Raw genomic sequence first — 12,481 nt, forward strand, 5'->3', positions numbered from 1 at the left:
GTCCAGCCTCCAGCCTCCAGCCTCCAGCCTCCAGCCTCCAGCCTCCAGCCTCCAGCCTCCAGCCTCCAGCCTCCAGCCTCCAGCCTCCAGCCTCCAGCCTCCAGCCTCCAGCCTCCAGCCTCCAGCCAGCTATTCGTCGGCTGAGAAGTCGTAGTTCATCGACTGGCTGGGGCCCTGCAGGTAGTAGCCCTGGATGTAGTTGACCCCGGCCTGCCACAGCGTCGCCAGCACGCTGGCGGTTTCCACGAACGGCACGATGGTCAGCTTGGCCTGGCCGTGCAGGCTGGCCAGCAGGGTTTTCAGCGCTTCCTGATTGGCCGCGTCGGACAGGTTCTGGGAGAAGGAGCCGTCGACCTTGACGAAGTCGATGGGCAGGTGCTTGAGCGTGTTGAACGGGTTCAGGGCGCAGCCGAACTGGCTCAGGGCCACGTGGCAGTGCAGGTCCTTGAGCCCCTGGGTCAGTGCCTTGGCCTGTTTCAGGTAGGCGATGGCATCCGGTTCGCTGAACTGGAACACCAGGGCGTCGGCGGGCAGGCGCGCGGCTTTCAGGGCGACGCTGAGCCATGGCAGCAGGGTCTGATCCTGCAGGCTGGCGCTGGACAGGTGCACGAACAGGCGCGTGGCGTGGCCCTTGCTGCGGTGCTCGGCGAGCAATTTGATCGAGCTGAGAATCACCCAGCGGTCGATCTTCTCGCCCAGGCCCGCTTCCTTGGCGGCGCCGAGGAATTCGCCCGGTGGTACTTCCTCGCCGCTCGGGCTGAGCAGGCGCAGCAGCACTTCATAGTGCTCGTGATCGTCGCCGCGCAGGCTGATGATCGGTTGGAACAGCAAGCGGAAACTGTTCTGTTCCAGGGCCTGCTGCACCATGGCCACGACGTTGCCGCGGCTCGCCGCCGCGGCCAGTTCATCGGCGGGATCGTACAGTTTGAGGGTGTTGCCTTCGTCGAGTTCGTCGGCGCAGCGCTGGGCGCGGTCGATCACTTCCTGAGCCTTCGGAGTGGTCTCGTTGAGACCGGCGACGCCAATCGACAGGGTGGTCTGCGCGGTACGCCCGTTGATGTCGAACAGGTGCCCTTCGACTTTCTTCAGCAGCGTTTCCAGGATGCCGCGGCACTGCTCCGGGGACTGCCCGGGCTGCAGCACGGCGAACACGTCGTCACCGAAACGCGCCAGATGGGCATCTTGCGGGAAGTGCGCGCGCAGCAGGTTGGCCAGGTCGGTGAGCAGCAGGTCGATACCGGCCAGGCCGACTTCGCCGAGCAGGGCGGTATAGCGATCCACGCGGATGTAGGACATGCTCGCCGGCTGTTCGTCGTGAACCGCGTGGTAGGCGGCGGCATCCATCAGCTCGATGAAGTAGATGCGGTTGTACAGGCCGGTGACCAGATCCTGGCTGCTGATCTCGCGCAGCTTCTCTTCCAGTTCGGCATTGCCGCTTTCGGCGCGGATCACCACCTGGATGCACGGTTCGCCATCGTAGGTGGCGGGCGAGAAGTTCATGCGCGCGGCGAAGCTGCTGCCGTCGGCCTTGACGCCCGAACAGGTCAGCTCGGCGCTGCCCTCCAGGCTCTGGTAGTGCTTGAGGAAATCCTTGAAGGTGGCCTGGTCGGCGCTGGCGATGAGGTCGATCATCGGCATGCCTTCGAGTTCTTCGCCGTCGTCGTAGCCGAACAGCTCGAGGTAGGCGCGGTTGGCATAGATGTGCATGCCGTCGTGCACATAGGTAATGGCGTCGACCGAGCTCTCGAGCAGCAACTGGCAGCGTTTTTCCGCTTCACGCAGGGCGACCTCGGCGGCGCGGCGCGCCCGGCGTTCCTCGAGGTTACCCAGTTCGCGCCGGGCGATCAGCACCAGGCGCTCGTCCTCGCCCTGCGGCAATGCATCCTGGGCGCCCAGGGACAGCGCCTCGGTAACGCTGTCGGATTCGTTGTCGGCGAGCAGTTGAATGACCGGGATGTCCTTGGCCTGACGGCGGATCGCGGCGAGGGCCTCATGGGGCTCCAGGTGTTCGCAGGTCGGCGCGCAGATCAGCAGGTCCCAGCTGTGCTGCAGGGCTTCGAGCAGGTCGTCGCTGGAGGTCAGGCGGTGAACGCGGGTCGCGTTGCCGGCGTTGCGGAACAGGCTGACGAGACGTTCGGCCTCGTTCTGCGAGTCTTCGAGAATCAGCAGGCGGATGGTTTTTTTTTCGATGGCCATTAGCGATGTCGAATCTGCGTAGAAAAAGCAGGAAAAGGCGGGAAAAGAGGGAGTGCTGGCAATCTACAGCGACTTCCAGAGCGAGTCAAAGTCTTCCTCCCCGGTCGGCGCATGGCTTCCAGAGCCTGTGACGGGTGTCGCGTGATCAGCTTTTTTATGCTCGACATCGCGGTATTCGAACTGGCTGAAACTACCGGTGCTGGTCTGTTTGTGGCTCAGTACCGCGCGGCGTTCCTGGCCATTGATGTTGAGCATCACCTTGCTGCCTTCCTGAAAGGGCAGGCGCGGCGTGATCAGTGAGGCGGGGCGGGAAATGGCGGATATCTCCGGTAGCAGCAGGGCGCGCAGGTACTGGCTGCTCTGCTCGGCCTTGCGCACCAGCTGCAGGCCGCAGGACTGTGCGTGCGGCGCGATCAGTTCGATGCCCATCTGCGTGCCGCCGCCACGTACCTGGCGAATCCAGCGCACCACGGCCACGCTCCAGCCCTGCTCGGGGGTGTCCTGCACGCCCAGCAGTTCACCGGCCTGCAGTTGACTGGGCACTTCCTTGGGCCACGACAGGCAGTAGCCGCCGGGGCTGTGATTGATGATAGGCAGCACGTAGGTCGGGTAGCTTTCGCCGGTGTTGGGTTCCTGAGGCTCTTCGGGAGAGGACGGCTTGCGGTATTCGATTTCCTCGAAGGGCAGGCCGTGTTCCCAGTCGTTGATCCGCTGCGCGTCGAAGGCGTTGGCCCAGACATCCGAGTCGTTGCTGCTGATCGGTTTGAACACCGCGGCGCTTTCCACCGGCAGCTTGAGGATTTCGCTGAATGCGCGGCGGTTGGCCAGGTAGTAGTTCAGCGCGCTCATACCGATGCACAGGGTCATCGAACCCTGGCCCGGGGTGCGCTGGAAGGTGCGCTCGGAGATGTCGCCCCAGGCCGCCGCCACATGCTGCAACATGTCGACGCTGAAGCCCTCGGGCACCAGCAGGCGGGATTTGCTGCGCTCTTCCGGGCCGAGCAGCAGGTATTTCTTGATCGCATCGACCAGAGGGTGCGGATCTATCCCCAGCGCGCCTTGCAGCTCGCTCGGCTGGAACAGCGAGGTATAGCGCGGCGGACCGTCGAGCTGGGGGGCGACGGCGAAGATGCTCGAGGCGCCGCCGCCGGGCTGCAGCCTGACCAGGGTGCTCCAGGGCTCGAGCACTTCGGCCAGGCGGGCGATGGCGCTCTGGCGCATCTGGTTGCAGCGCGCGCAGCCGAGCAGCAGTGCCACGGTATAGCTCTGCTCCACGCTCAGGCCCTGGGTATGGCGGGCCAGCGGGTCGCGAATGAGGACTTTCTGCAGGTCCTTCTGGCGGGCTATCTGATAGAGCTGGTGCAGTTCCAGCCAAAGGCCTTCGGGAACCGGGCAGTACAACTGGCTGGTCCGGATCAGCGGGCCATTGAGGCCGTGGATGGCGCGCTGCAGGGCCACGCTGAGCAACTGGTTGCGCTCACGGCCCGTCTTCGAGGCGAGGCGCGAAATGATCAGTTTGTAGCCGACGGCGAGGTGGTTCTGCAGGGCCTGACACAGGTTGGCGACCTTGCGCGGGCGTTCGTCGAGGACGATGGCCTGGTTGAGAAAGTGCCGTTCCAGGTGCTGGCAGACGAAGTACACCTCCGGCCGCAGCATCTCGAGCAGTTGCAGGCGGTTTTCCGAGGGGGTGCGCAACTGGTTGAGTTCGATCAGGGCCTGGTAGAGCTGGCGCGCGGTTTCGCCGATATTGGCTTTCGGTAGACCGGCGATCCAGCGCTTGAGGTCGCGGGGCGTGGTATCGCAGAAGGACAGGCCCTGTTTGGTCGGCGTAGGGACGCGGAGCAAAAGGTGGGGACTCTGTTTATCCATCTAACTCGGGTACTCCAACGCCTGCATGCGAGCGAACCTTTCGGGGGATCGTGACCCGAACTCTAGCAGTATCTGACCCGTGTCGCAGCCATTGTGCTGCGTCACTTGGTCAGGTACGGCCGGGCAGCGCCGGAAACCACGGGCAGCCACTGCCGATTCAGCCGCCGTGGGGGGTGGCCAGCAACTGCCCCATCTGCACCGGGCTGTTGGCGCCCAGCTCGGCTGCCCATTGCACCTGCCCGGGGCCGAACAGGACGATGGCGGTGGAGCCCAGCTTGAAACGGCCCAGTTCGGCGCCCTTGTCCAGCTGGATCGGTGCCCGTGCCGCTTCGTCGTAACGCTGGGTCTTCAGCTCGCGCCTGGGTGGCGTGACCAGGCCGGCCCACACGGTTTCGATGGAGGCGACGATCATCGCGCCGACCAGCACCACGGCCATCGGCCCGCGCTCGGTGTCGAACAGGCAGACCACGCGCTCGTTACGGGCGAACAGTTCGGGGACGTTCTCGGCGGTGCTCTGGTTCACCGAGAACAGACGACCGGGCACATAGACCATTTCCTGCAGGGTGCCGGCCAGGGGCATGTGCACGCGGTGGTAGTCCTTGGGCGACAGGTACACGGTGGCGAAGTCGCCGCCCATGAAAGGCGCGGCCCGCTCGCTGTCGCCCCCCAGCAGTTCGGTGACGCTGTAGCTGTGGCCCTTGGCCTGGAACACGCGACCGTGTTCGATGCGGCCGAGCTGGCTGATGGCGCCGTCGGCCGGGCTGAGAACCGCGCCTGGCGTCGCGTCCAGCGGACGCGCACCGTCCTTGAGGGCGCGGGTGAAGAAGGCGTTGAAATGCTCGAAGGCGGTCGGGTCTTCGATCTGGGCTTCGCTCATGTCGACCCGGTACTGCCTGGCGAACCAGGTGATCAGGCGGTTCTTGAACCAGGCTGCGCGGCACTCCGCGGCGCAGCCGATCAGGCGCGACAGCAGGTGGTGCGGAATCAGGTACTGGCTGAGGATAAACAGGCGTTCTTTCATCGTCTTTCCTTGAGTGCGCGGCCGTCGCTGGCCGGGCGGATTGTATGGGCTGGAGCCGTGGGCGGGCTGGCGTGAGCACGACTCGCTCCGCTCGCCCTTTCGCAGCGCGCTGCGCCAACCGGGCTGGCGCAGCAGCCCGTTTCTGTACCGTTAGAGCGTAACGGCGGGCTCAGCGTTCGACCGGCGTGTCCGGGTGATTGCCCCACTCGCCCCAGGAGCCGGCATAGGCCTTGACCCGTGGGTAGCCCAGCGCCTTGGCCACCAGATAGGTGAAGCCGGAGCGGTGGTGGGTCTGGCAGTGCGTGATGATTTCCTTGTCGGCGCTCAGGCCGAGTTGCTCCAGCTGCTGCTGGATATCCTCGCGGATGCGCAGGGCGCGGGTTCGATCCATCCCGGCGGTCCACTCGAAGTGGGTGGCGCCGGGGATGTGGCCGCCCTTCGCCGCGAGCACTTTCTCCCCGCGATACTCCTCGGCCGAGCGCGCATCCCAGATGCCCAGGTCGCTGGCGCCCAGGCGCGATTGCAGGTATTCGCGACTGGCCGTCGGTGCTGCGCTCAAGACCAGCGACACGCTGGCACTGGCCGGCTCCGGCAGGTCCTGGCTCAGGGGGCGCTGTTCCGCTTCCCAGGCGAGCAGGCCGCCGTTGAGGTAGTGATAGTGGCCGTGGCCGATCACATCCAGCAGCCAGATGAAGCGCCCGGCCCAGCCGCCACCTTCGTCGTCGTAAACCACGTAGACGGCATCCGGGTTGTGGCCCAGCTCACTGAACAGTTGCTCCAGTTGCGCCCGCTCGGGCTGCAGGCCGGGCGCTGGCGGTTGCCCCAGTTGCGTGCGCTTGGGATCGACGAAGCGGGCGCCTGGAATGTGTCCGGCGGCATAGCGGGCACTGCTGGTCAGGTCGACCAGGATCAGTTGCGGTGCCTCCAGGCGCGTAGCCAGGTCGGCGGGCTCGATGACCAGCGGCAGTTCGTCGAAGGCAGTCATGCAGGGCCTCTTGTCGAAGATAAAGACTGGGATTGTAGCGCAAAGCCCCGGGGCCCTGTGGTCAGGCTCAGCGGTTACGTTTGCTGAACGTGTCCAGAGCCCGCTCGATACATTGCGCGGTCTTGCTGAAGCCCTGCAGGCTGATGTCGCTGATGGGGCCGGCATTCTGGTCAGCGAGGACGATCATGACCACCCGCCCGTTGCTGGCCAGGGAACGGATCAGCAGGTGTTCGCTGGGAAACAGGGCCTTGAGGGCGCCGGGCAGCAGCGCCGAGAACTGGGCGATATTGGTCGGGATCAGGCGTAGCTGCGCAGGTGCCTGCAGCAGGCGGCGCAGTACCTGGCTCTGGCCGGGATCGAGGACCAGCCCGGCGGCGCTGGCGTCGACACCGGCATGCTGTTGCACCTGCAGGCGGCTGTGGTTGCGGTCGGCGAGCAACAGCACCAGGCGCGACATGCCGGCAGCCTGCAAGGCCTGGCTGGCGCACGTGGTGAGCTGCTGGACATTGTTGAAGGCACTGGGCTGGGCCAGCAACTGTTCGCAGCGCTGGCGCCAGTTGAGCGCTTGCGCAGCGGCGGTGACCGGTGGCAGTACCTGGAAGTGGCGGGTATTCCAGGGCCACAGCAGGGCTTCGGCCGGATGCCAGAGACCACGGGTGGCTTGCTGGCGTGCGCTCTGCGCCGCGTTCTGGTGGATATGCTGATGCAGTTCGGCCAGGGGCATCTGCAGGTACAGGCTGGTGAGTCGCTGCCAGCGCCGGCTTTCCCGGCCGCTCCAGGCGTTGTGCGCCGATACCGCCAGCACGTTGGCCAGCAGGATGCTGTTGGCCGGCTGGGTCAGCCAGCGTTGCAGGGCCGCGTCGGCGTCGAGTGCCTGCTGCTGGCGCAAGGGGGCGTCGTGCAGGCGCGCCAGGCGCAGGGCTCCGGCCAGCATGCGCCGGTCGTTGACCAGCAGCCGGTAGCCCTGGACGATCCAGGCCGGCAGGCGCCAGTGTTCGACCAGCGCCAGGCACAGTTCGAACAGCGATACGCCGAGCAGGTCCTGCTCGACCCGCGAGGCGCGTTGGCCCTGTATCAGCACCCGCTGTTCCCAGGCCTGGAACAGCTGCGGGTGAGCGGCCAGCAGCGTCCACACCGGCGAGAGGAACAGCAGGCTACCCCAGTGGATTTCCTGCCAAAGCCTGGCCAGGCGTGCGCCGAACAGGCCGCTGGCCTGCTGGGCGGCGTGCTGGCTGATCAACTGGATCTGCCGCAGCGACTGGGGAATGTCGGGCAGAGCCTTGGCCGGAATGCGCGCCAGCAGTTCTTCGGCCCGCTTGAGGCCGAGACGGCTGAGGGCTATTTCCAGGCTTTCCGCCGCTTCGCCCTGGCCGCTGCCCTTGCGATTGACCTCGCGCAACACGCACAGCACCAGCGCCGGGCTGCCCTGCATCAGGTCGGCGATCTCGCGCAGTGAGCGGCGGCTGTCGGTCAGGGCGTGGCGCACCTGCCGGTGATTCTGCAGCGGAATGGGCAGCACTTGCCCGTCCAGCTGTTTCAGCCAGGCATCGAGGGTGCGCGGTAGCGGTAGCGGCAGAGCAGTGGGCATGGGAATCGTGCCAGGCTGGCTTTTTTTCGACTTAACTGACTATAGTCTCGCGCAAATCTTCCGATAAATAGAAGGGTTGTTTTGCGCTGCCCTTTCTTCTCACTTCCGTAAGTTCCTTTCTATGGCAAAAATCATTGGCATCCTTGTTGTCTTCGCCAGCGTGTTCGGCGGTTTCGTTCTGTCTGGCGGCCACATCATGGCGCTGGTGCACCCCTTCGAAGTGATGATCATCGGCGGCGCCGCCCTCGGGGCGTTCCTGCAGTCGAACCCGGGCAGCATGTTCATGACCGTCTTCAAGAAGTCGCTGAAGATGTTCAAGTCGCGCTACACCCATGATTACTACCTGGAAGTGCTGCGCCTGCTCTATGAGATTCTCAACAAGAGCCGCCGCGAAGGGATGATGGCGATCGAGGCCGACCTCGAGGACCCCGCCGCCAGCCCCATCTTCAGCAAGTACCCGGCGGTGCTCAATGACGAGCGCATGGTGGCTTTCGTCTGCGATTACCTGCGCATCATGTCCTCCGGCAACATGGCGCCGCACGAGCTCGAAGGCCTGTTCGACATGGAACTGAGCAGCCTCAAGGACGAGCTCGAACACCCCGCCCATGCCGTCTCGAAGATCGCCGACGGCATGCCGGCGATGGGTATCGTCGCGGCGGTGCTGGGGATCGTCATCACCATGTCGATCCTCGCCGAGGCGGATAACGCGCAGATCGGCGAGAAGGTCGGTACCGCATTGGTCGGTACCTTCCTCGGTATTCTCGCCGCCTATGGCTTCTTCGGGCCCTTGTCCGCGGCGCTGGAACACGATGCCAAGGAAGAGCTGAACGTCTACGAGGCGATCAAGGCCGGCCTGGTCGCCTCCGCGTCCGGGATGCCGCCGTCGCTGGCGGTGGAGTTCTCGCGCAAGACCCTGTACCCGGCGCACCGTCCGAGCTTCACCGAGCTTGAACAGGCGATGCGTGGGAACTAAGCGCGATGGAAAATAACCAGCCGATCATCGTCAAGCGGGTCAAGAAGGTTGTCGGCGGCCACCACGGCGGTGCCTGGAAAATCGCCTTCGCCGACTTCGCCACGGCCATGATGGCGTTCTTCATGGTGATGTGGCTGATGTCCTCGGCCACGCCCGAACAGAAGAAGCTGATTTCCGGTTACTTCAAGGACCCCATCGGCTTTTCCGAGAGTGCCAGTCCCTATGTGATCGATCTCGGCGGTTCGCCGACGCCTTCGCCGGATCGCACGCTCAACGATCTGCCGCAGGATGCGCCGGGCGATCAGGCGGATGTCGATATCCAGGATCAGTCGGAGCTCGACGCGGAAAAAGCCGAAGCCATGACCGAGGAGCTGGAACGCGAGCGTCTCGAGCTGCTGCTGCAGGAGTTGCAGAACAAGGTCGAGGAGAATCCGCAGTTGCAGCGCTTCAAGGATCAGATCCTGTTCGAGATCACCCAGGACGGCCTGCGCATCCAGATCGTCGACGCCGAGAACCGGCCGATGTTCGCCCTCGGCAGCGCCCAGCTGCAGCCCTATTTCGAGGACATCCTGCTGGCCATGGCCGATACCATCAAGGCGGTGCCGAACAAGATCAGCATCAGCGGGCATACCGACGCCAAGCCCTTCGCCGGAGCCGGCGGTTTCGGCAACTGGGAGCTGTCGGCCAACCGCGCCAATGCCGCCAGGCGGGTGCTGATCGCCGGGGGCTACGATGACGAGCAGGTGGCGCGGGTGGTCGGTTACGCCTCATCGGCGTTGTTCGATCGCGACGACCCCTTCAATCCGGTGAACCGGCGTATCGATATCACCGTGCTGACCAAGAAGGCCCAGCGCACCATCGAAGGCGAGCAGGGCGGTGCCAATGGCGCCGCCGAACAGAGCCCGCCCGACACGCCCGCAGCCGGCGCTGGCGCGGCCACGCAACAGCCGTTGCCGAGCGGTGAGCTGCGCGAGCGCCTGAATATCTTCGAGGACGGGGTCCTGAAGCTGGATCAGCAGTGAGCTGAGCTGTGGCAAGCGCCGCGAGCCACGCGGTCCCTGCCGGTCAGTACTGGGGTTCCGGCAGGCTGGCGAGGATATGCCGGTAGCTGTTCATGCGCTGCGGCTGAATGCGCCCGTCCTCCAGCGCCTCGAGCAAGGCGCAGCCGGGCTCGCGGTCATGCTTGCAGTCGCGGAAGCGGCAATGTCCTAGCAGCTCGGCGAACTCGATGAACCCCGCCTCCACGTCGTCACGGCTGACGTGCACCAGGCCGAACTCGCGGATCCCCGGCGAGTCGATCAACTGGCCGCCGCCCGGGAAGTGGAACAGGCGCGCGGTGGTGGTGGTGTGGGTGCCCTTGCCGGTCAGTTCCGAGAGGGCGCCGACCCGGGTATCGACCCCCGGCAGCAGGCTGTTGACCAGCGACGACTTGCCCACGCCCGACTGGCCGACGAACACGCTGATATGCCCGTCCAGGCGCTGCTTGAGTTGCTCCATGCCATCGCCTTCGCGGGCGGACACCTCCAGCAAGGGGTAGCCCAGTTGGCGGTAGACGCCGAGCAGGGTGTTCAGTGCGCTTTCATTCTGCGCATCGATCAGGTCGGCCTTGTTCAGCAGCAGCAGCGGGCGGATGCCGGCGTGTTCGGCGGCCACCAGGTAGCGGTCGATGAGGTTGGCGTGGGGCTCGGGCAGCGGTGCGAAGACGATGACGATCAGGTCGACGTTGGCCGCCACCGGCTTCAACTGGCCGCGGGTATCCGGTCGGCACAGCTCGGTGTCGCGCGGCAGTTGCGCGACGATCACGCCGATGCCCTGGTTGCCGGGGCGCCAGACTACGCGGTCGCCAGTGACCAGGGTCGGCAGGTTGGCGCGCAGGTGGCAGCGGAACACCTGCCCCGCCAGTTCGCCATCCGTCGCTTCGACCTCGACCTGCACGCCGAAGTGGGCAATCACCAGCCCGGTCTGCTCCGGGCCCAGGTCGCCGCCCTCCAGGGTTTCCATCACGCGCGATTCGCGTTTGGCCGCACGCGCGGCGCGCTCGCCCTGGATCTTTTCGATACGCCAGTTCTGCCGGCGGTTGAGTTGGCGTTTGGCCATGGGGCTTCCGAGTTGAGAGACGCTGAAAAACGGCTGGCAGTCTAGCACGCCGGCAGATGGGTATTTTCGCCATGTGAGCGGTAGACTGGCCGCCTGTCTTGCGCACGAGTCCCCTGCATGGCCCCCTCTCTTCGCGCGTTGCGCCGTCTGGGCGAGCGCTATCCGGCGCTGCTGGCGCTGTTGATCCAACTGAGCGTGACACTGGCGCTGGCCGCGACGATCCACGCCATGGCCCAGGTTTCCACCTGGCGCCCGAGCTGGCTGGCGGCCGGCCTGCTGCACGGGCTGCTGGCCGCCAGCCTGGCGCGTTGGCTGGGGCTGTCGCGCTGGTGGTGGTGGTTGAACCTGGCCTTCGTCCCGGCGCTGTTGCTGGCCAGCGGTGCGCCGCTGCCGTCCTGGCTGTTTCTCGTCGGTTTCGTGCTCTTGCTGCTGCTGAACTGGAACAGCTTCGGCGAGCGGGTGCCGCTGTACCTCACTGGTGCGGGCAGTCGCCGCGAGCTGGCCAGCCTGCTCGAACAGCGTGGTGCGCACTTTTCGTTCGTCGATCTCGGTTGTGGCCCGGCCGGCACTCTGTTGTGGCTGGCCCGGCGCTTTCCCCAGGCGCAATTCGTCGGTGTCGAAACCGCGCCGCTGCCCTATGTCATCGCCCGTCTGCGCTGCCTGGGGCGGCGCAATTGCCGGATCCGTTATGAAAACCTGTGGCATACCGAGCTGTCCGGCTTCGACGTCGCCTACTGCTTTCTCTCGCCGGCGCCCATGGCCAGGCTGTGGGCCAAGGTCGACGCCGAGCTGCCGGCTGGCGCCTGGCTGGTCAGCAACAGCTTCGACATTCCCGGGGTGGCGCCACAGCGGGTCATCGAACTGGATGACTGGCGCGCTTCGCGGCTGCTGGTCTGGGAGAAGAGCGGCGCGGGAGGGTAAAACAGTGGCCGCAGGCGGCAGGTAAAAGCGCATGTCGTCGTGATTTTCAGCGGGCAATAACCCGTCGGGGTCAGAGGGTTCCACTGTAGGAGCCCTAACCTCGGGTCGAAGCGATCGTGGCCGTCCAGCAGAAGCCGCGGTGCGCCACCGATCGCCGCGGGGGCGCGGCTCCTACAAAAAACCGTCTCACTGCCAGCACGCCTTGCTTGCAGCTTGCCGCTGCCTTTCAGGCTAAACTGGCGACTCTACCAAGGAGCGCAGCATGCAGAATCCTCAGAACCTGATCTGGATCGACCTGGAGATGACCGGGCTCGACCCCGAGACGGATGTCATCATCGAGATGGCCACCATTGTCACCGACAGTGACCTCAACGTGCTGGCCGAGGGTCCGGTGATCGCCGTGCATCAGAGCGACGACCTGCTGGCGGCCATGGATGAGTGGAACACCCGCACCCATGGCGAGAGCGGCCTGACCCAGCGCGTGCGCGACAGCCGCATCGGCCAGGCCGAGGCCGAGGCGCAGACCATCGCCTTCCTCGAGCAGTGGGTGCCGAAAGGCAAGTCGCCGATCTGTGGCAACAGCATCGGCCAGGATCGGCGCTTTCTCTACAAGTACATGCCGGCTCTGGAGGCCTACTTTCATTACCGTTACCTGGATGTCTCGACCCTGAAGATCCTCGCCGAGCGCTGGGCGCCAGCGATCAAGGACGGTTTCCTGAAAAAGGGCAGCCACCAGGCCCTGGACGACATCCGCGAGTCCATCGCCGAACTCAAGTACTACCGCCAGCACCTGCTCAAGGTGTGAGGAGGAAAGGCGGCTGGAAGCTTGAA

General features: G+C 65.3%; 10 protein-coding genes. 4 read left to right on the top strand and 6 right to left on the bottom strand.

Annotated elements, in window-relative coordinates:
• Positions 1-129 precede the first annotated feature (129 nt).
• The 5 genes from DNK34_RS07485 to DNK34_RS07505 all read right to left on the bottom strand — a co-directional run bounded on the left by DNK34_RS07485 (position 130) and on the right by DNK34_RS07505 (position 7,659).
• Positions 130-2,196: an EAL domain-containing response regulator gene (locus DNK34_RS07485; protein ID WP_131173348.1), complete on the bottom strand. Its 2,067-nt coding sequence runs from the start codon at positions 2,194-2,196 to the stop codon at positions 130-132.
• A gap of 63 nt (positions 2,197-2,259) precedes the next feature.
• Positions 2,260-4,065, bottom strand: a complete 1,806-nt coding sequence (locus tag DNK34_RS07490) for a molecular chaperone (RefSeq protein WP_131173347.1) — start codon at positions 4,063-4,065, stop codon at positions 2,260-2,262.
• Positions 4,066-4,222: 157 nt separating this feature from the next.
• Positions 4,223-5,086 (bottom strand): archaetidylserine decarboxylase, encoded by an 864-nt coding sequence (gene asd, locus DNK34_RS07495; protein ID WP_131173346.1) that lies wholly within the window; start codon positions 5,084-5,086, stop codon positions 4,223-4,225.
• A gap of 169 nt (positions 5,087-5,255) precedes the next feature.
• Entirely contained in the window at positions 5,256-6,071 is an 816-nt protein-coding gene (locus DNK34_RS07500) for a rhodanese-like domain-containing protein (protein WP_131173345.1), read from the bottom strand.
• 67 nt (positions 6,072-6,138) lie between these two features.
• Complete coding sequence (locus tag DNK34_RS07505) at positions 6,139-7,659, bottom strand: HDOD domain-containing protein (RefSeq protein WP_131173344.1); 1,521 nt, start codon at positions 7,657-7,659, stop codon at positions 6,139-6,141.
• A gap of 121 nt (positions 7,660-7,780) precedes the next feature.
• Between DNK34_RS07505 and motA the strand changes: the two genes are divergently transcribed.
• Positions 7,781-8,632, top strand: coding sequence for a flagellar motor stator protein MotA (gene motA / locus DNK34_RS07510; RefSeq protein WP_131173343.1), 852 nt, complete (start codon positions 7,781-7,783; stop codon positions 8,630-8,632).
• Between the two features lie 5 nt (positions 8,633-8,637).
• Positions 8,638-9,654: a flagellar motor protein MotB gene (gene motB / locus DNK34_RS07515; RefSeq protein WP_131173342.1), complete on the top strand. Its 1,017-nt coding sequence runs from the start codon at positions 8,638-8,640 to the stop codon at positions 9,652-9,654.
• A 43-nt stretch (positions 9,655-9,697) separates the two neighbouring features.
• Here motB and rsgA read toward each other — a convergent pair whose 3' ends face one another.
• Positions 9,698-10,729 (bottom strand): small ribosomal subunit biogenesis GTPase RsgA, encoded by a 1,032-nt coding sequence (gene rsgA, locus DNK34_RS07520; protein WP_131173341.1) that lies wholly within the window; start codon positions 10,727-10,729, stop codon positions 9,698-9,700.
• Positions 10,730-10,846: 117 nt separating this feature from the next.
• On the opposite strand from rsgA, the gene DNK34_RS07525 reads away from it, so the two are divergent.
• Together DNK34_RS07525 and orn are read left to right on the top strand one after the other, a co-directional pair.
• Positions 10,847-11,650, top strand: coding sequence for a class I SAM-dependent methyltransferase (locus DNK34_RS07525; RefSeq protein WP_131173340.1), 804 nt, complete (start codon positions 10,847-10,849; stop codon positions 11,648-11,650).
• Between the two features lie 262 nt (positions 11,651-11,912).
• Positions 11,913-12,455: an oligoribonuclease gene (gene orn / locus DNK34_RS07530; RefSeq protein WP_131173339.1), complete on the top strand. Its 543-nt coding sequence runs from the start codon at positions 11,913-11,915 to the stop codon at positions 12,453-12,455.
• The last annotated feature ends 26 nt before the right edge of the window (positions 12,456-12,481 follow it).

This window comes from Phytopseudomonas dryadis (assembly GCF_004327355.1).
GTDB lineage: Bacteria > Pseudomonadota > Gammaproteobacteria > Pseudomonadales > Pseudomonadaceae > Aquipseudomonas > Aquipseudomonas dryadis.